General features: G+C 74.4%; 22 protein-coding genes. 11 read left to right on the forward strand and 11 right to left on the reverse strand.

Translation table 11 applies throughout. From position 1 onward, the window contains the following. Positions 1–59 precede the first annotated feature (59 nt). Positions 60–2,867, reverse strand: a complete 2,808-nt coding sequence (gene valS, locus NHH00_RS07630; RefSeq protein ID WP_253051234.1) for a valine--tRNA ligase — start codon at positions 2,865–2,867, stop codon at positions 60–62. Positions 2,868–2,931: 64 nt separating this feature from the next. After that, positions 2,932–3,912: a hypothetical protein gene (locus NHH00_RS07635; protein WP_253051235.1), complete on the reverse strand. Its 981-nt coding sequence runs from the start codon at positions 3,910–3,912 to the stop codon at positions 2,932–2,934. A 183-nt stretch (positions 3,913–4,095) separates the two neighbouring features. On the opposite strand from NHH00_RS07635, the gene NHH00_RS07640 reads away from it, so the two are divergent. The 4 genes from NHH00_RS07640 to NHH00_RS07655 all read left to right on the forward strand — a co-directional run bounded on the left by NHH00_RS07640 (position 4,096) and on the right by NHH00_RS07655 (position 8,458). Further along, positions 4,096–6,024, forward strand: a complete 1,929-nt coding sequence (locus NHH00_RS07640) for a DUF4914 family protein (protein ID WP_253051236.1) — start codon at positions 4,096–4,098, stop codon at positions 6,022–6,024. A 115-nt stretch (positions 6,025–6,139) separates the two neighbouring features. Further along, the gene (locus NHH00_RS07645) at positions 6,140–7,138 is read left to right on the forward strand and encodes a TIGR03557 family F420-dependent LLM class oxidoreductase (RefSeq protein WP_253051237.1); all 999 of its coding nucleotides are present in this window, start codon (positions 6,140–6,142) and stop codon (positions 7,136–7,138) included. After that, positions 7,135–8,010, forward strand: coding sequence for a coenzyme F420-0:L-glutamate ligase (gene cofE / locus NHH00_RS07650; RefSeq protein ID WP_253051238.1), 876 nt, complete (start codon positions 7,135–7,137; stop codon positions 8,008–8,010). The genes NHH00_RS07645 and cofE overlap by 4 nt, the downstream gene beginning before the upstream one ends. 64 nt (positions 8,011–8,074) lie before the next feature. Beyond that, positions 8,075–8,458, forward strand: coding sequence for a hypothetical protein (locus NHH00_RS07655; protein WP_253051239.1), 384 nt, complete (start codon positions 8,075–8,077; stop codon positions 8,456–8,458). Positions 8,459–8,494: 36 nt separating this feature from the next. On the opposite strand, the gene NHH00_RS07660 is transcribed toward NHH00_RS07655, so the two are convergent. The 3 genes from NHH00_RS07660 to NHH00_RS07670 form a co-directional block, all read right to left on the reverse strand. Further along, positions 8,495–8,860, reverse strand: a complete 366-nt coding sequence (locus NHH00_RS07660) for a VOC family protein (protein ID WP_047232624.1) — start codon at positions 8,858–8,860, stop codon at positions 8,495–8,497. An 84-nt stretch (positions 8,861–8,944) separates the two neighbouring features. Then, complete coding sequence (locus tag NHH00_RS07665) at positions 8,945–10,159, reverse strand: AI-2E family transporter (protein ID WP_253051240.1); 1,215 nt, start codon at positions 10,157–10,159, stop codon at positions 8,945–8,947. Between the two features lie 89 nt (positions 10,160–10,248). After that, positions 10,249–10,854, reverse strand: a complete 606-nt coding sequence (locus tag NHH00_RS07670; protein ID WP_253051241.1) for an HhH-GPD-type base excision DNA repair protein — start codon at positions 10,852–10,854, stop codon at positions 10,249–10,251. 243 nt (positions 10,855–11,097) lie between these two features. On the opposite strand from NHH00_RS07670, the gene NHH00_RS07675 reads away from it, so the two are divergent. Next, complete coding sequence (locus tag NHH00_RS07675; protein WP_253051242.1) at positions 11,098–12,366, forward strand: chitinase; 1,269 nt, start codon at positions 11,098–11,100, stop codon at positions 12,364–12,366. Positions 12,367–12,465: 99 nt separating this feature from the next. Here NHH00_RS07675 and NHH00_RS07680 read toward each other — a convergent pair whose 3' ends face one another. Next, positions 12,466–12,888 (reverse strand): nitroreductase family deazaflavin-dependent oxidoreductase, encoded by a 423-nt coding sequence (locus tag NHH00_RS07680; protein WP_253051243.1) that lies wholly within the window; start codon positions 12,886–12,888, stop codon positions 12,466–12,468. A 50-nt stretch (positions 12,889–12,938) separates the two neighbouring features. Between NHH00_RS07680 and NHH00_RS07685 the strand changes: the two genes are divergently transcribed. Beyond that, on the forward strand, positions 12,939–13,442 hold the full coding sequence (locus NHH00_RS07685; protein ID WP_253051244.1) for a metallophosphoesterase family protein: 504 nt from the start codon (positions 12,939–12,941) through the stop codon (positions 13,440–13,442). Between the two features lie 6 nt (positions 13,443–13,448). Here NHH00_RS07685 and NHH00_RS07690 read toward each other — a convergent pair whose 3' ends face one another. After that, positions 13,449–14,399 (reverse strand): AraC family transcriptional regulator, encoded by a 951-nt coding sequence (locus NHH00_RS07690; RefSeq protein ID WP_253051245.1) that lies wholly within the window; start codon positions 14,397–14,399, stop codon positions 13,449–13,451. Between the two features lie 164 nt (positions 14,400–14,563). On the opposite strand from NHH00_RS07690, the gene NHH00_RS07695 reads away from it, so the two are divergent. From NHH00_RS07695 to NHH00_RS07710, 4 genes are all read left to right on the forward strand, one after another. Continuing rightward, on the forward strand, positions 14,564–15,469 hold the full coding sequence (locus NHH00_RS07695; RefSeq protein WP_253051246.1) for an NAD(P)H-binding protein: 906 nt from the start codon (positions 14,564–14,566) through the stop codon (positions 15,467–15,469). Further along, positions 15,466–15,936: an anthrone oxygenase family protein gene (locus NHH00_RS07700; RefSeq protein WP_253051247.1), complete on the forward strand. Its 471-nt coding sequence runs from the start codon at positions 15,466–15,468 to the stop codon at positions 15,934–15,936. The genes NHH00_RS07695 and NHH00_RS07700 overlap by 4 nt, the downstream gene beginning before the upstream one ends. A 62-nt stretch (positions 15,937–15,998) precedes the next feature. Then, a complete protein-coding gene (locus NHH00_RS07705; RefSeq protein ID WP_253051248.1) occupies positions 15,999–16,448 on the forward strand; it encodes a CoA-binding protein in 450 nt (149 codons plus the stop codon). A 2-nt stretch (positions 16,449–16,450) separates the two neighbouring features. Further along, positions 16,451–16,876, forward strand: a complete 426-nt coding sequence (locus NHH00_RS07710; RefSeq protein WP_253051249.1) for a TIGR03667 family PPOX class F420-dependent oxidoreductase — start codon at positions 16,451–16,453, stop codon at positions 16,874–16,876. A gap of 58 nt (positions 16,877–16,934) precedes the next feature. Here the strand turns inward: NHH00_RS07710 and NHH00_RS07715 are convergent, their stop codons facing one another. Genes NHH00_RS07715 through NHH00_RS07730 form a run of 4 tightly spaced genes read right to left on the reverse strand, consistent with a single transcriptional unit; the run spans position 16,935 to position 20,528 of the window. Then, complete coding sequence (locus NHH00_RS07715) at positions 16,935–17,468, reverse strand: hypothetical protein (protein ID WP_253051250.1); 534 nt, start codon at positions 17,466–17,468, stop codon at positions 16,935–16,937. 26 nt (positions 17,469–17,494) lie between these two features. Beyond that, a complete protein-coding gene (locus NHH00_RS07720) occupies positions 17,495–18,394 on the reverse strand; it encodes a putative F420-0 ABC transporter ATP-binding protein (RefSeq protein WP_253051251.1) in 900 nt (299 codons plus the stop codon). Next, positions 18,391–19,476: a putative F420-0 ABC transporter permease subunit gene (locus tag NHH00_RS07725; RefSeq protein ID WP_374614569.1), complete on the reverse strand. Its 1,086-nt coding sequence runs from the start codon at positions 19,474–19,476 to the stop codon at positions 18,391–18,393. The genes NHH00_RS07720 and NHH00_RS07725 overlap by 4 nt, the downstream gene beginning before the upstream one ends. Further along, positions 19,473–20,528, reverse strand: coding sequence for a putative F420-0 ABC transporter substrate-binding protein (locus NHH00_RS07730; protein ID WP_253051252.1), 1,056 nt, complete (start codon positions 20,526–20,528; stop codon positions 19,473–19,475). The genes NHH00_RS07725 and NHH00_RS07730 overlap by 4 nt, the downstream gene beginning before the upstream one ends. Positions 20,529–20,757: 229 nt before the next feature. Here NHH00_RS07730 and NHH00_RS07735 point away from each other — a divergent pair, with 229 nt between their 5' ends. Then, positions 20,758–21,573 carry an SDR family oxidoreductase gene (locus NHH00_RS07735; protein ID WP_253051253.1) on the forward strand — a complete coding sequence of 272 codons (816 nt, stop codon included), beginning with the start codon at positions 20,758–20,760 and terminating at the stop codon, positions 21,571–21,573. Positions 21,574–21,598: the final 25 nt, after the last annotated feature.

Consider the following 21,598-nt stretch of genomic DNA (forward strand, 5'->3'; position numbering starts at 1 on the left):
ACGGGCCCGGTTCTGACCGCAGAACCGGGCCCGTTCCATGCCCACGACAGGTGGGGGAGTCAGGACTTCTTGCGGGCCTCGGGCTCGCCGAGCTCGGAGGAGACGACGACGATCCCGCCCTGGACGGCCGGGTCGCCCTGGCCCTCCGTGGCCGCGACGAGGTCGAGCGTGCCGGTGACGCGCCCGCCGTTGCGGACGTCGACGACCGACGCCTCGACGCCGGCGAGCGACGCGGCCGGGACGGCGACCTGCGCCGCGAGGATCGGCGTGCGCATCGAGACCTTCGCCTCGGACTTGACCTTGCGCAGCGCGGCGAGCGCGTGGCCCGCGGCCGTGAGCACGGCCGGGTCGGCGTCGCCGGCCGCCGAGCGCGCGACGTCGGACGTCGGCCACGGCGCGCGGTGGATCGATCCCTCCGACGCGCGCCACCACGACCAGACCTCCTCGGTCGCGAACGGCACGAACGGCGCGAAGAGACGCAGGAGCGTGTCGAGCGCGATCGCGAGCGCGACGCGCGCGGACCGGGTCTCGGCCGAGACGTCGGACGCCGCGGCGCCGGCGCCGTACGCGCGGTCCTTGACGAGCTCGAGGTAGTCGTCGCAGAACGTCCAGAAGAACGTCTCCGTGGTCTCGAGGGCGCGCGTGTGGTCGTACGCCTCGAACGCCTCGGTCGCCTTCTCGACGACGGACGCGAGGCCGGCGAGCATCGCGCGGTCGAGCGTCTCGGTGACGAGCGCGGGGTCGAGGACGATCTCGCCCGTCCCGGTCTCGGCGTCCACGCCGAACGACAGCGCGAACTTCGACGCGTTGAGGATCTTGATGGCGAGGCGGCGACCGATCTTCATCTGCCCGACCTCGAACGCCGCGTCGGTGCCCAGGCGGGCCGAGGCGGCCCAGTACCGCACCGCGTCGGAGCCGTGCTCCTCCAGCAGGCCCATGGGCGTGACGACGTTGCCCTTGGACTTCGACATCTTCTTGCGGTCGGGGTCGAGGATCCAGCCCGAGATCGCGGCGTTCTTCCACGGCAGCGAGCCGAACTCGAGGTGCGAGCGCACGACGGTCGAGAAGAGCCAGGTCCGGATGATGTCCTGGCCCTGCGGGCGCAGGTCCATGGGGAACACGCGCTCGAACAGGTCGGGGTCGACCTCCCAGCCACCGGCGATCTGCGGCGTGAGCGACGACGTCGCCCAGGTGTCCATGATGTCGTTCTCGCCGACGAACCCGCCCGGCACGCCACGCTGGTCCTCCGTGTACCCGGCGGGCACGTCGGACGACGGGTCGACGGGCAGGACGTCCTCGGACGGGACGATGGGGTGGTCGTGGTCGACCTCGCCCGACTCCAGCACCGGGTACCACAGCGGGATCGCGACGCCGAAGAAGCGCTGGCGCGAGATGAGCCAGTCGCCGTTGAGGCCGCCGACCCAGTTCTCGTAGCGCACGCGCATGAAGTCGGGGTGGAACGCCAGCTCCTTGCCGCGGGTCAGCAGCTCCTGGCGCAGGTCGCGCGTCGTGCCGTCGGCCGTCGTCCAGTCGCGGCCGCCGTTGCGGATGTACCACTGGCGCGACGTGACGATCTCGAGGGGCTTGTCGCCCTTCTCGAAGAAGTTCGCCTTGCGCTGGGTCGGCACGGGCTCGCCGTCGAGGTCGCCCGCGTCGCGCAGCGCGTCGACGACGACCTGGCGCGCCGAGAACGTCGTCTTGCCCGCGAGCTCGGCGAACACGCCCTGGCCGGCGTGCGACGTGATCCAGTCCGGCGTCTCGCGCGTGATGCGGCCGTCGCGCGTGATGATCGACCGCGTCGGGAGCTGCAGCTCGCGCCACCACTGCACGTCGGTGAGGTCGCCGAACGTGCAGCACATCGCGATGCCCGCGCCCTTGTCGCGCTCGGCGGCGGGGTGGGCGAGGACGGGCAGCTCGACGTCGAACAGCGGCGAGCGCACCGTCGTGCCGAACAGGTGCTGGTACCGCTCGTCGTCCGGGTGCGCGACGAGCGCCACGCACGCCGCGAGGAGCTCGGGGCGCGTCGTCTCGATGTGGACCGGAGCGCCGTCGTCGGGCGTGCCGGGCGCGACGCGGTGGAACGCGACCTTGTGGAAGTGCCCGGGGTAGTCGCGCGCCTCGAGCTCGGCCTGCGCGACCGCCGTCTGGAACGTCACGTCCCACAGCCCGGGGGCCTCCGCCTGGTACGCCTCGCCGCGTGCGAGGTTGCGCAGGAACGCGCGCTGCGCCGCGGTGCGGGACCGCGCGTCGATCGTCTGGTAGTGCTGCGCCCAGTCGACCGAGAGCCCGAGCCGGCGCCACAGCGCCTCGAACTGCTTCTCGTCCTCGGCGGTCAGTCGCTCGCACAGCTCGATGAAGTTGCGGCGGCTCACCGGCACCTGGTCGGCGGCCTTGACCGACTTGCCCTCGCCGCCCTCGTGCGGGGGCTCGAAGCCCTCGACGTAGGGGAGCGTCGGGTCGCAGCGCACGCCGTAGTAGTTCTGCACGCGGCGCTCGGTGGGCAGGCCGTTGTCGTCCCAGCCCATCGGGTAGAACACCTCGAGGCCGCGCATGCGCTGGAAGCGCGCGACGACGTCGGTGTGGGTGTAGGAGAAGACGTGGCCCACGTGCAGGGAGCCGGAGACCGTCGGCGGCGGGGTGTCGATGGAGAAGACCTGCTCGCGGGTCCTGGAGCGGTCGAACGCGTACGTCCCCTGCTCGGCCCAGCGGGCGTCGTAGGTCTCCTCGAGCCCGTCGAGGCTCACCCGGTCGGGTACTCCCGCGACCACCGCGCGGACGACGTCGCCGGCTACGTGGCCGGCGGAGGAGGTCGTTGCTGCCGTGGCATCGGCCGCGCCCGTCGGCGCGTTCGTCGGGAAGTCGCTCATGGTCGTCCATTCTCCCAGATCTCGGGGCCGCTCCCGACGGCGTCTCGCGTCCCGGCCGCCGTCGTCACCGGGTGCGGGAGGCGGCGCCCGGGGCGCCGGTCCCGTCCGCGCCGGACAGGCGTGCGGCCAGGTCCGTGGCCGTCCCCAGGAGGCGTTCCCAGACCGCCGGGTCGAGGAGGTCGAGCGGGCGTTCGCTGTACAGGAAGAGCCGGTCGCCGGACACCTCCGCCGCGAGCGGCAGGGGTCCGCGGACGAGCGTCTCGACGACCTCCGAGGTGAAGACGGCGCGCGCGGTGCCCGTCGGGGACCGCACGGGCCCGTAGGCGCGGTGGCGGTCGCCGAACGGGCCGTCGACCGGCAGCTCCCACACGCGCTCGACGCCCCGCGGAGCCCGGGCGCCCCGCAGGCCCCGGGCGGGTGCCGTCTCCACGACGACGTGGGGGAGGGCGCGGTCGAGGCCGACCATGGCATAGGTGAACTCGAACGGCTCGCCGTTGCGGTAGCCGGCGCTGTAGGTGTAGGTCGCGACCTCGACGGGGTGGTGACCGCGGGTGCGGACGACGTTCCAGGCGACGCGGAGGATGCCCAGCCGGAACGCCCCGCTGGGCAGCTCCGGATCGTCGACCCGCGCCTCGAGGTCGAACCCGTTCGCCGCGGCGAACCGGCTCAGGCGGTAGGCCCGCTCGTGGTCCCGGGCGGACGAGCGCCGCACGCCCCGGGCGACGAGGAGCCCGACGGCGACGAGGCCGACCGCCACGAGCCCGACGGCGATCCCGGCGGCGACTCCGGCGGCGACGAGCCCGACCACGACGAGGGCGAGGACGGCGCCGACGACGAACACCGCGAGGGCGAGGAGGAGAGCGAGGAAGGCGGTTCCGAGCACCCTGGCGAGCACCCGGGACGTCACCGAGGATCGCGTGAGCGCTCGCGCCGCGCGCGCCCGGCGCCGGACCTCCCGGTGGTGCGCGCGCACCGCCGCGCGGTCCACGGGCTCCACGAGGGCTCGCGTGTCGAGGGTCGCGCGGGGCGGGGGAGAGGTGCTCACCGGCGAGAGGCTATCGGGGGTCCGCGCGGCGCGGGGGGCCGCGGCCGGATCGGCGGGGCACGTCACAACGGGTCCAAGGTCCCTGGGGGTGATTGGTCATCGGCTCGTAACCTGCACGCAAAGACACGGGTGCTCGTGGGCGCACCTCGATCTCGTCCCTCGCGCCGACCACCGGGAGCAACCATGACCCTCACGACCACCGACCGCGCGCGCACGACCGGCGCCCTGCCACCGGGCGTCGTCCTCTCACCCGCGCTCGAGGGGGCGCTCGCGGCGTGCCCGGACCTCGTCGTGCCGTCCTCGCGCGAGGAGCTCTACCGCCTCGCGCTCGGCCCTGACGGCGGTCCGCGGTTCGTCGTGGAGTACGACGCCGACGGCACCCTCGTCCCCGAGGCCGAGGTGGTGCGCTGCCGGAACGGCGTCGCGGTGAACTACCCCGAGGACTACATGCGCCGTCGCGACCCGGACTGCATGCGCATCGCCGACGACCTGCCCACCGACAAGCCGCGCTACCGCGACGTCTTCGGTGCGGAGTTCGCCCCGGTCAAGGACGAGACGCTCGCGTGGCTCGCGACCCAGGAGCTGGTGGTCGTGCCGTTCCGCGCGGGGGGACGCACCCACGGCTACCCGTCCCTCGCCGTCTGCCCGGCCAACGCGGCGTTCTTCGCCCTCGCGCTCGTCGACCTGCAGGGCTGGACCACGTTCGACGAGCTCGGGCCGTTCGAGCCGCGCTCGATCCTCTACGTCGCCCCGCCGTTCCGCCACACGCGGTTCGGCGGGCGCCAGGTCGTCGTGCACGACCGCTCCGAGACGCTGCACGAGGTGTTCGCCTACAACCTGTACCCCGGTCCGAGCGCGAAGAAGGGCGTGTTCTCGGTGCTGCTCGACGTGGGCGAGCGCGAGGGCTGGGTCACCGCGCACGCGTCGTCGGTCCGCGTCACCACGCCGTACGAGAACGAGACCGTCGTCATGCACGAGGGCGCGTCGGGCGGCGGCAAGTCCGAGATGTGCCAGGAGATCCGGCGTCAGGAGGACGGCCGGATCCTGCTGGGCACGAACGTCGTGACCGACGAGCCGTACGTCATCACGCTCGGGGAGACGAGCGCGCTCGACCCCGTCACCGACGACATGACCCTGTGCCACGCCGGGCTCCAGACCGGCGACGGTCGCCTCGTCGTCACGGACGCGGAGGAGGGGTGGTTCGTGCGGGTCGACAACCTCACCGGCTACGGCCAGGACGCCCACCTGGAGCGTGCGTGCATCCACCCGGACGTCCCGCTCGTGTTCTTCAACATCGACGGCGTCCCCGACGCCACGGTGCTGCCCTGGGAGCACACGCTCGACTCGGACGGCCGGCGCTGCCCCAACCCGCGCGTCGTCGTGCCCCGCCACCTGCTCACCGGCGTCGCCGGGCCGGCCGAGGTCGACGTCCGCACGTTCGGCGCCCGCATGCCGGCCTGCACCCGGGACCACCCGACCTACGGGATCATGGGCATGACCCACGTCGTCCCCGCCTCCCTCGCGTGGATCTGGCGGCTCGTCGCGCCGCGCGGGGACAAGAACCCGTCGATCGGCGAGTCGCGCTCGGCGACGGAGGCGCTGGCCCACGGCGGCATGGTCGCGGAGGGCGTCGGGTCGTACTGGCCGTTCGCGACCGGGACCAAGGTCGCGGCCGCGAACCTCCTGCTGCGCCAGCTCGTGGAGACGGACCGGACCCGGTACGTCCTGACGCCCAACCAGCACATCGGCGCGTACAAGGTCGACTTCGCCGCGGAGTGGCTGACCCGCGAGTACCTCGCCCGTCGCGGGGGCGGGCGCCTGCGCCCCGAGGAGCTCACCCCGGCCCGCTGCCCGCTGTTCGGGTACACGCTCACCGAGATGAAGATCGACGGCCAGCTCGTGCGGCCGACGTTCCTGCGGCCCGAGCTGCAGTCCCAGGTGGGGATCGAGGCCTACGACACCGGGGCGCGGATCATCACCGACTTCTTCGCGAGCGAGCTCCGGCAGTTCCTCACCGACGGCCTCGACCCGCTGGGACGGCAGATCATCGAGGTGTGCCTGCGCAACGGCTCCGTCGAGGAGTACGAGGCGCTGACCCCGCTGTACGTCTGACCCGGGCGCTCCGGAGGGCCGTGGGAGCGCCGGGCGCGGACGTCGTCGTGAGGCGGCGGCCGCGCCCGGCGCGACCGGCGGCCCGGGCGGGCTCGAGGGGGGTTAGGGTCGGCTCATGGGTCTGACGATCGGCTATGCCGCGATGCTGGAGCAGTTCCACCCGACCGAGGCCGTCGCGCTCTCGGCCTACGCGGAGGAGCACGGCTTCTCCGGCACCATGGCGGCCGACCACTTCCAGCCGTGGGTCCCCGCGCAGGGCGAGTCGTCGTTCGTCTGGAACGTGCTCACCGCGCTCGGCGAGCGCACGAGGGGCGACCTCGGCCCGGGCGTCACGGCGCCGACGTTCCGCTGGCACCCCGCGATGGTGGCCCAGGCGTCGGCGACGCTCGCCGCGATGTACCCCGGGCGGCACTGGCTCGGCCTGGGCTCGGGCGAGGCGCTCAACGAGCACGTGGTCGCGGGCTACTGGCCGGAGGCGCCCGAGCGCATCAACCGCATGTTCGAGGCGATCGACGTCATCAAGAAGCTGTTCCAGTCCGGGCTCGACAACAAGGACGTCAAGCACTCCGGGCAGTTCTACAAGATGGAGTCCACGCGGCTGTGGACCATGCCCGAGGTCCCGCCGGAGATCCTCGTGGCCACGGCGGGCCCGGTGACGGCGAAGCGCGCCGGGCGGCACGCGGACGGCCTCATCACGGTCGGTGCGCCGCTGGAGAAGATCTCCATGCTGTTCGGCAAGTTCGACGACGGCGTCCGTGAGTCCGGCCGGGACCCGCAGGCGATGCCCAAGGTGCTGCAGCTCCACCTGTCCTGGGCGGCGACCGACGAGGAGGCGCTCGCGAACGCGATGACCGAGTGGCCCAACGGCGGCATGAAGTTCCCCAAGGCCGACATCCGCTCGCCGCACGACTTCGAGCAGATGGCCAAGCTCGTGCGCCCCGAGGACTTCGAGGGCCGCATGGTCATCTCGGCCGACCCCGACGAGCACCGCGCGTACATCCAGAAGTTCGTCGACCTCGGCTTCGACCGGATCTACCTCCACAACGTGGGCCGCAACCAGCGGGAGTGGATCGAGGTCTTCGGTCGCGAGGTCCTTCCGAAGCTGGCGCGATGACCTCCGGCGGAACGGGCGCGGTCGTGCCCGACGGCGGCGCGCGCGAGGGCGACGACGCGCGCCTGTCCGTGTGGGCGCCCTCGGGCCTGGGCGAGGTGCGCCCGGGCGACGACCTCGCCGCGCTCGTCGGCGACCTGCTCGCCGGGGCGCCGCCGGGCGACGCGCTCGCCGAGGGCGACGTCGTCGTGGTGACGAGCAAGGTCGTGTCCAAGGCAGAGGGCCGCGTGGTCGCCGCCGCCGACCGCGAGCAGGCGATCACCGACGAGACGGTGCGCGTGGTCGCGACGCGCGAGCGCCCGGGCCAGCCTCCGCTGCGCATCGTCGAGAACCACCTGGGCCTGGTCATGGCCGCGGCCGGGGTCGACGCCTCCAACACCCCCGACGGGACGGTGCTCCTGCTCCCGCTCGACCCGGACGCCTCGGCCCGGGCGCTGCGGGCCGCGCTGCGCGACCGGTTCGGGCTCGACCGTCTGGGCGTCGTCGTCACCGACACCGCGGGTCGTGCGTGGCGCGACGGGCTGGTCGACGTCGCGATCGGTGCGGCGGGGATCGTCGTGGCCGAGGACCTGCGCGGCGGGACGGACGCGCACGGCCGTCCCCTCTCCGTGACGGTCACGGCCGTCGCCGACGAGGTGGCCTCCGCGAGCGAGCTGGTGCGCGGCAAGACGGCGGGCCGTCCGGTCGCCGTCGTGCGAGGGCTGGGCCGGTACGTGGGCGACGACGACGGCCCGGGTGCGCGCGCGCTCGTCCGGCCCTCCGCCGACGACCTCTTCCGGGAGGGGAGCGCCGAGGCCTACGACCGCGGCTATCGCGACGGGTTCGGCGAGGGCTTCCGCGAGGGGTCGGGGAACGAGCCCCTCCCCGCCCGCTGAGCGGCGGCACCCGGAGGGCGGCAATGTGCTGGCTCGCGGACGGCCGGCGGGCTAGCCTGCCGGGATGCTGCCCGCCGAGTGGATCCCGCACCGCCGCCCCGACGACCGCGAGCACGTGGGCTGGATCCGTCCCGAGGGCGATGCCTGGGTCGCGGTGTCGCTCCTCGGGCGCGAGCTGACCGGCCCGGTGGGCTGGCTCGAGGCGGAGGAGGCGCTGGACGGGCTCAGCCTCGCGTGGCTGGCCGACGTGTGGATGCTCGAGCGGGAGGACGCGCCGCCCCTGCGCGTCCGGCTCGTGGAGGTCACGCCGGACGGCGTGGTCGTGCAGACCGACGACTTCGGCGCGATCGACGTCCCCGTGGAGCGCTACGACCTCCCGTGGCCGCCCCCGCCCACGCTCCGGCCCCGACGGCCGGGCGACCCGGACGGTCGCGTGCTGTCGCTCTGACCGCGACGACCGCCCGGGTGGGGACGCCCGGCGTGGTCAGCCCGCGTCCGTCGTGCCCTCGTAGAGGCCGATCTGGTTCCCGTCGGCGTCCTCGAACGCCGCCCACCACGACGTCGGGCTGATCTCGGACTTCTCCAGGACCACACGGCCCCCGAGCTCGCGCACCTTCGCGAGCGTGTCCTCGATCGAGTCGACCTCGACGTAGCTGCGCGGGGTGGTGAACCCCTCGGACCGCGGGGCGAGACCGCCGCCGCTGATCTTGTTCGGCGCCTGCCACATGGGGTAGCCCTCGAAGCCCGGGACCTCCGCGATCTGCCAGCCGAAGAGCTCGCCGTAGAACTGCGTGGCCCGGCCGCTGTCGCTCACCGGGATGTCGATGTGCGTGATGTCTCCGTGCGCCATGGTTCCTCCCCGTGCCGGTGACGGGCGGACACCCGCCGTCTGCCAGCCTAGGGACCGTGGACGGGGTCGCAACAGGGTGCGCGGCTACGCCGTCTCCGGGGCAGGCGCGTCGTCTGCCGCCGAACCCTCAGGCTGGACCTGAGGGTCACGCTCGGTCCCCGCGTCCCGGGGCGAGGGCGCCTCGACACGCTCCGCCGCGGTCGGACCGTCGATTTCCGCCGCGCCGGGCGCCGGGTCCGTCCCACGGGCGCGGGACACGTCGTCGCCGGAGAGCCAGCGCAGCCAGCCCGAGCCGGGGTCGGGCTCCAGGACGAGCGCGCGCACGAGGAGCGTGAGCGGGATCGCGAGGATCGCGCCGAGCGGACCGATGACGAACGTCCAGAACACGACGGAGACGAAGCTGAGGGTCAGGCTGAGGTTCACGGCGTCCGCCACGAACTTGGGCTGAACGAGCACCTGGAGCACGACGTTCACGACGCAGTAGACCGCGACGACGGCGAGCGCGAGCTGCCACCCCCCGACGACGAACGCCATGATCGCGGGCGGCACGAGGCCGAGCACGAAGCCGATGTTGGGGATGAAGTTCGTGACGAACGCGAGGATCGCCCACACCGTCGGCGCGGGGACGGAGAGCAGCCAGAGCGCGACGCCGTCGACGATCGCGACGACCGCGCCGAACGACGCGTTGACGACGAAGTAGCGCCGCACGCCGCCGCTGAACCGGGCCGCGCGGTCGATCGTCGCGGCGCGCTCGGTGCCGAACACCGTGGTCGCGGTCGAGTACCGCGCTGCGTCCGCCGCCATGAAGATCGCGTAGGCGAGCACGAAGAAGAAGGCCGTCGCGATGCCGAGCGCCATGCCCGACACGTTCCCGGCGAGGCTGAGGACCCGGGCGGGCTCCAGCCACGACGTCGCCGCCTCCGCGACGTCCGTGTCGATCCCGACGGCGGAGAGCTGGTCGACGACGTCCTCGACCGAGCGCACGAGCGCCGGCAGGTACTCGCGCACCAGGTCGGCGAACCGGAAGCCCGCGAACACCAGCATCGCGACGAGCACGGCGAGGATGAGGTAGGCGACCACGACGACCGCCGTCGTCGCGGCCCACCGCGGCCAGCCCCGGCGCTCGAGCGGGAACCGCACGGGGTGGCAGATGATGACGATCACGGCCGCGAGGAGCAGCGGCGCGAGCACCTCCCGCGCCGTGTGGACGCCGGCGAGCACGACGACGCCCGCCGCGAGAGCCAGCAGCGTGCGGGTGGAGGGTGGCAGCGCCGGGGCGCGCGACGTCGTCGTGGTCACGCGCCGACGATAGCGGCCGGGCGTCGCCGCGCACGCGGGCGTCCGTCGCGGTGCTGCCGGTGGTGGGGCCCGCGAACGTGCCCGCCGGGTCAGGCCTTCGCGGCCTTCGCCGCGGCCTTCTGCGCCTTCTTGAACGTGCGGACCTCCGCGAGCGACTCCGCGCTCGTGACGTCGGCGATGGACCGGCGCGACCCCTCGTCGCCGTAGTGGCCCGCCGCCTCCCGCCATCCCGCCGGCTGCACGCCGCGCTGCTTGCCGAGCAGCGCGAGGAAGATCCGGGCCTTCTGGTCGCCGTACCCGGGCAGCGCGCGCAGCCGGGCGAGGACCTCCGCGCCGGTCGGCGCCGCCGTGCCGTCGTCGCCGGCGCCGGGCGCGGTCCAGATCCGGGTCGCGTCGCCGTCGTACTCGTCGACGACGACGCGCGCCAGGTCCTGCACCCGGGCCGCCATGGAGCGCCCGTACCGGTGGATGGCCGGGGGCGTCGTCGCGAGCGTGACGAACGCGTCGGGGTCCGCCTCCGCGACGGCGCGCGGGTCGATGGAGCCGAGGCGGTCGCGGATCTTGCGCGGTCCCGCGAACGCGTGCTCCATGGGGTACTGCTGGTCGAGGAGCATGCCGACGAGGAGGGCGAAGGCGTCGTCGCTGAGGAGCGCGTCCGCGTCGGGGTCGCCGGTGATCCAGAGCTGGTCGGTCATGCCGTCCATCATGGCAGGACGGCGGCGCCTCCGTCCGGTCGCGGGTCCCGCGGAGCCGCGCAGGGTCGTCGCCCGGGGCATCCGTATACGGGGTGCTACGGACGCGTAGATCGCGAAAGATACGCAATCGCACCGATGGGCGCGGGTCGCGGACGCCGTAGCGTCGATCCGTCGGTCGCCCGCTGCGCCGACGTCTCCCGCACCCGGCGCCACGGACGACGCCGGCCTGGACCGGAGGTTCCCATGTTCCGAAGGAAGCTGCTCACGCTCGCGACCACGACGGCGCTCGCCGTCGGCGCGGCCGTCGGCCTCGCCGCGCAGCCGGCGTCCGCCGCGACGCCGATCCCCGACCACGTGTTCTCGCCGTACTACGAGATGTGGCTGGGCGACGACATCAGCGCGGTGTCCCAGCAGGCCGGCGCCGACCACATCACGCTGGCGTTCGCCCAGACCGAGCGGCAGGGGTCGTGCACGCTCTACTGGAACGGCGACACGTCGCTGCCGATCGCGCCGTCGAGCTTCGGCGCCCAGGTGGACGCGATCCAGGCGCGCGGCGGCAACGTGATCCCGTCCCTCGGCGGCTGGACCGCGGACGACGCGACCGAGGACGGGCAGCTCACGGAGCTGGCGGACTCGTGCACGGACGTCAACGCGATCGCGGCGCAGATCCAGAAGCTGATCACGACCTACGACGTCGAGCGCATCGACTTCGACATCGAGGCGGACTCGATCAACAGCAGCGCCGGGGTGGACCGTCGCAACAAGGCGCTGAAGATCGTCCAGGACTGGGCCAAGGCCAACGGCCGGACGTTCGAGGTGCAGTACACGCTGCCGACCACGACGCAGGGCCTGGCCGCGTCGGGCAAGAACCTGCTGCGCAACGCCGTGACGAACGGCGTCGAGGTCTCGGTCGTCAACGTCATGACGTTCGACTACTGGGAGGGCGACCGCGCGAACATGGCGCAGGACACCGTCACCGCGACGACCGGCCTGGTGAGCTTCCTCAAGACGATCTACCCGTCGAAGACGGACGCGCAGCTCTGGAACATGGTCGGCATCACGGAGATGATCGGCGTCTCCGACTGGGGCGTGGGGGAGACGTTCTCCCTCGCGAACGCGGACTCGGTGCTCGCCTTCGCGCGGCAGAAGGGCGTCGCCTACCTGTCGTTCTGGGCACTGCACCGCGACACCGGCGGCTGTGCCGGCGCGCAGACGACGCAGGACGACTGCTCCGGGCTGGCGCAGCAGAAGTTCGAGTTCTCGAAGAAGTTCGCGCCGTTCACCTCCGGCGCGACGGACCCGACAGACCCGACGGACCCCACCGACCCGACGGACCCCACCGACCCGACCGACCCGACCTGCACGGCGGCGCCGTGGAGCGCGTCGCAGGTGTACGTGGCCGGGACGACGGCGTCCTTCGAGGGGCACACGTGGAAGGCCAAGTGGTGGACGCTCGGGGAGAAGCCCGGCGCCGCGACCTGGGGCCCGTGGGCCGACCTCGGCGCGTGCTGATCCGCTGGCGCTCGCGGACGCCCGGCCGGACGTCCGGCCGGGCGTCCGCCGTCACGTGGCGCGCGACCGTCGGCCGGACGCCGCGGCACGGGCGCAGTGCTACGCGGACGTCGTGGCCGGCACCCGCAGGAGCCTCCCGGTCCGGAACTGGTCCACCCCCGTGCGACGCAGGACGGCGCTCGTCCAGCCGGGCACGAGCCGCAGGCCGTCCTCGCCCGTGACGCGTCGCACGTCCACGACGCGGAACTCCTCGCCTCGCCGCTCCAGCACGAACTCGCCCGCGGCGTCGACGTTGCGCACCCAGTCGACGTCCGGCCCGTACGTGAGCGCGAGGACGACGCGGACCGGCTCGCCCGGCGCGTCGCGGTACGCGAACGCGAAGACGGGCGTGCGGTAGACGCGGCCGCTGCGTCGGCCCACGTGGCGCACGACCGCCATCGGCCCGACGCCGGTCGCGACGCGCAGCATCACGGGGTTGAGGAAGCGCTTGTTGCTGCGGGTCACCCAGCGAGGGATCGGCATGCCCCATCGTGGCCCGGCGCGGCCCGTCCGCGCGACCTATCGTGAGACCCGTGCCGACCCGCCTGCTCCTGCTGAGCGACACCCACGTCCCCGTCCGGGCGCGGGCGCTCCCGGACCAGGTGTGGCGCGCGGTCGACGACGCCGACGTCGTGGTGCACGCGGGCGACTGGGTGAGCGCCGACCTGCTGGACGCGCTGGAGGCGCGGGCGTCCCGGCTGGTCGGGGTCGCCGGCAACAACGACGGCCCCGCGCTGCACGCGCGCCTGCCCGAGGTGGCGCGCGCGACGATCGACGGGCTGCGGCTCGCCGTCGTGCACGAGACGGGGACGAAGCAGGGGCGCGAGCGGCGCGCCGACGCCGCGTTCCCGGGCACGGACCTCCTGGTCTTCGGGCACAGCCACGTCCCGTGGGACACGACCTCGCCGGGCGGGCTGCGGCTCCTCAACCCCGGGTCGCCGACGGACCGCCGTCGTCAGCCGGTCGGGACGTACCTCACGGCCGTCGTCGACGACGGCGTGCTCCGGGAGGTCGCACTCGTGCCGGTGCCGCGGTGAGCCGCCTCAGGCGGCGCCCGCGCGCGCCCGGTGCGCGGCGGGGCTCACGCCGCGCACGCGCTTGAAGGCGGCGCTCAGCGCGAACGGCGTCGCGTACCCGACCGCGCGTGCGACCGACGTCAGGGTGGCGTCGGGCTCCAGCAGGAGGTCCGCCGCGAGGTCGAGGCGCCAGCCGGTGAGGTAGCTCATCGGCGGCTCGCCGACGAGCGTGGTGAAGCGCCGCGAGAACGCCGCGCGCGACAGCCCGACCTCGCGCGCGAGCGCGTCCACGGTCCAGGCGCGGGCCGGGTCGTGGTGGATGAGGCGCAGCGCAGCGCCGACCACCGGATCCGCGTCGGCGCGGTACCAGCCGGGTGCGTCGTCGCGCGAGAGCCACGTGCGCAGGCACGAGATGAGGAGGAGGTCGAGCAGGCGGTCGAGCACCGCCTCCTGCCCGGGCAGGTCCTGGACGACCTCGCGCGCGAGCATCTCCACGAGCGTCCCGTCGACGTCGCCGCTGCGCAGCACCACGCGCTGCGGCAGGACGCGCAGGACGCGACGGCCCACCTCGCCGTCGAGCGGGTAGGTGCCCGTGATGATGACGGTCTCGCCACCGGGGTCGTTGCCCCACGACCGCACGCCGAGCACCGTCATGGGGGAGGGCCCGCCGTCGACCGCGCGGCACATGTCGGACTCGGGCCCGATGACCACCTGGGGCGCGGTCGTCGGCGCGTCCGCCACGACGTAGTGGTCGGGGCCGCGCAGCAGGACGACGTCCCCCGCCCCGACGTGCTCGCCCGGGTCCGCGCCGTCGTCGCCCACGACCGGCCCGACCCAGCCCGAGCCGCGCAGCACGGGCACGATCGTCAGCGGCGCCTCGTCCTCGATGCGCATGCCCCACGGGGCGCGGAGGTGGCTGCGCAGGAGGAAGGCGCCGCGGGCGCGCGGCCCGTCGAGGAGCCCGGCGACGACGTCCATCCGGTCAGGGTACGCACCGTCCCGGAGCCGCGGCCAGGGGTCGAGGCGCCGCGGGGACGTGAGACGGTCGCGTATGGAGACGAGCGTCAGGGCCATGTCACGTCTCGCCGGTGCCCGGTTGACTGGCATTCGTCCCCGCACCGACGCTCGACAGGAGAGACGCCATGAGCGCTACGACACCGAACCCGGTTCCCGCCTCGACCGACACCCCGACCGCTGCCCCGGCCCCCGGTCCGGTCCTGGTCCTCGGCGCGACGGGCAAGACCGGCCGCCGGGTCGCCGACCGCCTCGACGCCCTCGGGCTCCCCGTGCGGCGCGCGTCCCGCTCCGGGGCCGTCCGCTTCGACTGGGAGGACGAGACCACGTGGCGCCCCGCGGTCGCCGGGGCCGAGGCGGTGTACGCGGTCTACGTGCCCGACCTCGCGATCCCGGGCTCCCCGGAGACCGTCGCCCGGTTCGCGGCGCTCGCCCGGGAGGCGGGGGTGCGCCGCCTCGTCCTGCTCTCCGGTCGCGGCGAGGTCGAGGCGCAGCGCGCGGAGGTGCTGGTCGCCGAGGCGTTCCCCGGCCGCACCGTGGTCCGGTGCGCGTTCTTCGACCAGAACTTCAGCGAGAGCTTCCTGCTCGATCCCGTGCTCGACGGCGTCCTCGCGCTCCCGGTGGACCGGGTCGCCGAGCCGTTCGTCGACCTCGAGGACGTCGCCGACGTCGCGGTCGCTGCTCTCGTCGACGACGCGCACGCCGGCCGGGTCTACGAACTCACCGGGCCGCGTGCGATCACGTTCGCCGAGGCGGTGGCGGAGATCGCGAGGGCGAGCGGGCACGACGTGCGGTTCGCGCCGATCACCATGGACGAGTTCGTCGCGGGGCTGCGGGCGATCGGGCTGCCCGACGACGTCGTGGGCCTCATGCGCTACCTCTTCGCCGAGGTGCTCGACGGCCGCGGGACCCCGGTCGCCGACGGCGTCCGGCAGGCGTTGGGCCGCGAGCCTCGCGACTTCCGCGAGTTCGCGGTGCGCGAGGCCGCGACCTGGCCGGCGACGGTCACGTCGACGTCCGGGCAGCCCTCGTGAGCGCCTTCGCGGTGCTCGTCGTCGCGGGTGCGGTCGCGACGGGGCTCGCGGGCGGGGTGCTCTTCGCGTTCTCCACGTTCGTGATGGGCGGGCTGCGCCGCCTCCCCGCCGCCGACGGGGCCGCGGCCATGGTCGCGATCAACAAGGACGCGCTGCGCCCGCCGCTGATGCTCCTGCTCGCGGCCAGCGTGCTCGTGCCCGCCGCGGCGGCCGTCGTCGGCCTGGTCGGCGGGTCGCCCGGCGCGGTGCGGGCGCTCGCGGGCGCGGTGGTCTCCGCCGTCGGGATCCTCGGCGTCACGGCCGTGGGCAACGTCCCGCTCAACGAGCGTCTCGACGCGGCGGCGGAGCGGCCCGCGGACCTCGCCGCCGCGTGGGCCGCGTTCCTCCCGCGCTGGCTCGCGTGGAACCACGTGCGGACCGTCGCCGGCGCGGTGGCGACCGCGCTGCTGGCGGTCGCGCTCGTCTGAGGTGCCCGCGCGCCGGGCCTCCGTCGCGGAATAGCCACGGCGGGGGGCCGGTTGCGCACGACATGAGCGACGTCGCAGCGGCCGCGCCGGCCGACGAGCAGGAGACCATCCGTCGGGTGCTCGAGGGCACCGAGACCTGGGCCGTCGTCGGCCTGTCGAACAACACGTCGCGCGCCGCGTACGGCGTGGCGCGCGTGCTCCAGCAGCACGGCAAGCGCATCGTCCCCGTCCACCCGTCCGCGGAGACCGTGCATGGCGAGCAGGGCTACGCCACGCTCGCGGACGTCCCGTTCCCGGTCGACGTCGTCGACGTGTTCGTGCGCTCCGAGCTCGCGGGCGACGTCGCCGACCAGGCCGTCGCGATCGGCGCGAAGGCGGTCTGGTTCCAGCTCGACGTGATCGACGAGGACGCCGCGCAGCGCGTGCGCGACGCCGGGCTCGACATGGTCATGGACCGCTGCCCCGCGATCGAGCTGCCGCGCCTGGCCGCGACCACCACGAAGGAGGCGTGACCGTGCCCGCGATCGACACCACGTCCGACCTGGGCTCGCGCGCCGCGACCCGTCTCGCCGCCGAGCCGGTCCTGTGGTTCGTGACCGTCGACCCGCACGACGCCCCCCAGCCGACCCCCGTGTGGTTCGTGTGGGACGGTGCGGACGAGGTCGTGGTCAAGTCCCAGCCCCGCACCGCGAAGCTGCGCAACGTCCGCGGGAACCACCGCGTCGCGGTGCACCTCAACAGCACCCGGTCGGGGGACGACGTCGTCGTCCTCACCGGCACCGCCGCGATCGACGACGCCGGCCTCTCACCCGACGAGCGCGTCGCGTACGACGCGAAGTACGGCGAGGGGATCCGCGGCCTCGGCATGACTCCCGACGGCTTCCACGAGGACTACTCCGTCACCGTGCGCGTCCGTCTGGCGCGCCTCCGCGGCTACTGAGCGAGCACCGCGCCTCGGCCCGGCCGGTCAGGTGAAGACACGACCCGGAAGGCCGCGGTCAGCGGTCGAGGCGGGCGACCGCCAGCTCGAGCGCCGTGTCGAGCTCGTCCTTCGGGACGTGCACCTCGCCGATCGACATCGAGAGGGGAGGCTCGTCCAGTCCGAGGGCACGGGCCGCGGGCTCGAGGTCGAGGCCCGCGCCGTCCTCGGAGACCCCGGTCCTGACGTACACGGGCATGCCCGACACCTCGGGCAGCACGACCACGAGCACCGCGGCCAGCGCGTCCGGGTGCAGGTCGGGGCGTGGCGCGTCCTCGGCCGGCAGCAGGCTCACCCCGACACCCAGGTCGCACGCGCCCTCGCAGTTGCTCGAACCGGTGTACAGGCTCACCTCGACGGGGAGGCCCGCCTCGTCCAGCGCGTCCTGGACCCCGGGCAGGGCCCGTTCGACGTCCGCGTACGAGACGTTCGAGGTGTCGAACGGGGACCGGCCGTCGAGCAGCGCGCAGCCGGAGAGAGACACGGCGCAGGCCACGGCGAGCCCGGCCGCGGCGAGCGTCGGCGCACGACGGGGAACCAGGGAGAGGCGCACCCGCCGAGGGTACGCGAGCGGGTTGCTCAGTCCCGCGGCGCGAACGTGAGGACGGGTCGGCCCGTGCGGGGGTGGGTGAGCACCTCGCACCGCACGCCGTAGACCGGGTCGAGCACCTCGGGGACCAGGACCTCGCGCACGTCGCCCGCGGCGACGACCCGCCCGTCCGCCAGCACGACGACGTGGTCGCACGTCTGCGCCGCGAGGTTGAGGTCGTGGAGCGCGGCGAGGACGGTCACCCCGTCGTCGGCGAGGTCGCGCAGGACGCGCATCGTGTCGAGCTGCGCGGCGATGTCGAGGTGGTTGGTCGGCTCGTCGAGCAGGAGCAGCGCGGGCTCCTGCGCGAGCGCGCGCGCCAGGTGCACGCGCTGGCGCTCGCCGCCGGAGAGCGTCGCGACCTCCCGCTCGGCGAAGCCGGACATCCCGGCGCGGGCGAGCGCCGCAGCCGCCACCTCCCGGTCGTGCGCGGAGTCGCCCGCGAGGAGCGATCGGTGGGGGATGCGGCCCAGCAGGACGGCGTCGAGCACGGAGAGCGGGAGGTCGGTCGTCGCGTCCTGCTCGACGAGCGCGAGCACGCGCGCGCGCCGCCGCCGCGGCATCGTGAGCAGGTCCGCGCCGTCGAAGCGCGCTCGCGCGGCGTCGTCGGGCCCCGTGGACGGGGCGCGCACCCCCGCGAGCACGCGCAGGAGGGTCGACTTGCCGGAGCCGTTGGGCCCGAGCAGCCCGCTCACCGCGCCGGCCGGGGCGGTGCAGTCGACGCCGTCGAGGATCAGGCGACCGTCGACGGACCAGGACACGCGCGCGGCGTCGAGCCCGTCCGTGCCGTCGCGACCGGACGGGCTGGTCCCGTCGCCGAGGCGGTCCGGCACGGCGTCGGCGCCGACCGGGGGAGCCGCGTGCGCCGTCGTGCGCGTCGTCCCGCTCATGCGGCCTTCCTCCCTCGCCACAGGAGCAGCGCGAACACCGGCGCGCCGATCGCGGCCGTGACGATCCCGACAGGCAGCTCGCGCGGCGCGAACACCGTGCGCGCGAGCGTGTCCGCCCAGACGAGGAACGTCGCCCCGAACAGCGCGGAGAGCGGCAGGAGCAGCCGGTGCCGCGCGCCCGTGAGGAGCCGCACGGCGTGCGGCAGGATCAGGCCGACGAACCCGATGGACCCCGACTGGGAGACGAGCGCCCCGGTGAGCAGCGCGACGCCCACGAGCAGCGTCCAGCGCACGCGCGCGACGTCGACCCCGAGCGTGGACGCGGCGGTGTCGCCGAACGTGAAGGCGTCCAGCACGGAACCGGTCGACGCGAGCAGGGTCCCGAGCACGAGGGTCGCGCCGCCCGCGACCGCCACGGAGGTCCACGTCGCTCCGGCGACGGACCCCATGAGCCACGAGAGGATCTCGCGGTAGGAGTCGCCGGTCGCGGACCAGAAGATGACGAAGCTCGTCGCGGCCGCCGCGAGCTGGCTCACCGCGAGGCCCGCGAGCACGGTCCGCGTCGGCGTGAGCGCGCCGAGCGCGCCCGCGAGGCCGAGCGCCGCGACGAGCGCGAGCACGGCGCCCCCGAACGCCGCGACCGGCAGGAGCACGGTCCACCCGGCGACGAGCACGAGCACCGCGCCGAGCGACGCGCCCGACGACAGCCCGAGGAGGTACGGGTCCGCGAGGGGGTTGCGCGTGAGCGACTGCATGACGACGCCGCACACGGCGAGACCCGCGCCCACGGCCGCCGCGGTGAGCACGCGGGGGAGGCGGAGCTGCCACACCATGCCGTCCTGGAGGGCCCCGAGCGGCTCGAGGCCGAGCAGCCCGCCGAGCCCGAGGTGCGTCGCGACGGAGCGCCACACGTCCCCGACCGCGAGGTCCGCCGGGCCGATCGTCACCGTGACGAGCACCGTCACGACGAGGGCGCCGACGGCGACCGGCACCCACCAGCCCGCGCCCCGGCGCGCGCCGGTCCCCGCGCCGTCCCGTCGGCCGGGCGGCGCGGGGGCGGGCCGGGTGCGCAGCGTGGTCACAGGTCGAGCGCCTCCAGCTGTGCCGCGAGGTCCACGACGGCGTCGACGTTGCGCACGCCGGCCTCGGTCGCCGGGAACGGGATCGTCAGGTAGCGGCCCTCGCGCACGGCCGTCATCTCGGCCGTCGCCGGGTTGGACTCGAGCCGCTCGATCTTCGCCTCGGCGGTGTTCCACGCGGCGTCGACGAGGACGAGGACGTCGGGGTCGGCGGCGATCGCCTCCTCCCACGCGTACGACGTCCAGGTGTCGTGCACGTCGCCCGCGACGTTCTCGAGGCCGACCGCGTCGAGGATCATCTGCGGCGCGCCGATGCCCGCGCCGACGTACGGGATGTCGTCGCCCGACGAGTACCACAGGGCGGTCAGGCCGCGGTCGTCGCGGACGACGCCGTCGAGCGTCGCGCGCTGCTCGGCGACGAGGTCGGCGGCCGCGTCCTGCGCGTCGAAGATCGTGCCGACCTCGGTGATCTCGGCGAACACGTCGTCGAACGTCAGCGGGTCGGGCATGTACTCCGGCGCCTTGCACGCGGCGGGGGAGACGTACGTCGCGACGCCGAGCTGCGCGAGCGTCTCGCGGTCGCCCGCGCCCTCCGCCGTGAGGTTGGACTCCCAGCCCGCGTAGACGAGGTCGGGTTCGGTCTCCAGGACCGCCTCGGCGCCGGGGACCTGGTCCGAGAGCGGCTCTGCCACCGCGGGGACGTCCGCCGCGGCGTCGGCCAAGGACTCGGGGACCGGGCCGTCGGCGAACGCGCTCGCGACGATCCGGTCGCCCAGCCCGAGCGCGAGCAGCATCTCCGTCGTGCTCGACTTGATCGTGACCACGCGCTCCGGTGCCGCGTCGAACGTCACCTCGAACCCGCAGTCGTCGAGCGTGAGGGGGTAGGTGGTCGCCCTCGCGTCGCCCGTCGGCGTGGCGTCGCCGTCCGCGGTCGGGTCGTCGCCCGGTGCGGTGCCCGACGAGCAGGCGGCGAGCAGCAGGGCGAGCGTGGCGGTCGGGAGCGCGAGGACGGCGCGGCGGACGGGCTGGCGGTGCACGGTGCGGGACGAGGGCACGGGCGAGGTCTCCGGGGGTCGGGCGCGGTGCGGCGTGCTCTCGGTGGGCACGCCGCTGCGGCGGTGCGTTCTCGATGCCGACCGGCGAGCGCCGGCCGGGACCGACGCGTCATCTCGCGTCGCGCGGACCCGCGGCACAGATCCGTGCCGCCCGGACGGGCCAGTGCGGGGCCCGTGGTCCTCCGTCAGCCTAGTCCCTCCGGCGGTCCGTCGTGGCAGAGTGTCCGTCGTGACGGAGCCATCGAACCTGCCTGCCCAGAACCCCTCGACCGCACCGCTGCGCGCGGTGGTGACCGGCGCGTCGTCGGGCATCGGGGAGGCGTGCGTGCGGTACCTGCGCGCTCGCGGCTGGGACGTCGTCGCGTTCGCGCGGCGCGCGGACCGGCTCACGGAGGTCGCGGAGCGCACGGGCGCCCACCCGGTCGTCGGGGACGTCACGTCCGACGAGGACGTCGCGCGCCTCGTCGCGGAGGCGGGCGCGCGCGGGCCGGTGCACGCGCTGCTCAACATCGCCGGGTTCGGGCTCGGCGTCGACCACGTGGACGAGGCGAAGATCGACGAGTGGCGCGCGATGTACGAGACGAACGTGCTCGGCACCGTGCGCGTGACGAAGGCGTTCCTGCCCCTCCTGCGCGCGTCGCGGCGGGGCGACATCGTGCTCATGACGTCGACCGCGGGTCACGACACCTACGTCGGCGGGTCCGGCTACGTCGCGTCGAAGCACGCGCTGCTCGGGGTCGCCAAGACGCTCCGCCTCGAGCTGGTCGGCGAGCCGATCCGCGTCATCGAGATCGCGCCCGGCCTCGTGCACACGCCGGAGTTCTCGCTCAACCGCTACCACGGGGACCAGGCCGGGGCCGACGCCGTGTACGCCGGGGTCGTGGACCCGCTCACCGCCGACGACGTCGCCGACGTCGTGACCTTCGCCGTCACGCGCCCGCACCACGTCAACATCGACTCGCTGGTCCTGCGCCCCGTCGCCCAGGCGTCGACGTACTCCCTGTGGCGCGCCCCGCTCGTCCCCAAGGGCGTCGAGACCGCCTGAGCGACGACCCGCGGAGACGGCGCGA

The organism is Cellulosimicrobium cellulans (genome assembly GCF_024124905.1).
Lineage (GTDB): Bacteria > Actinomycetota > Actinomycetes > Actinomycetales > Cellulomonadaceae > Cellulosimicrobium > Cellulosimicrobium cellulans_G.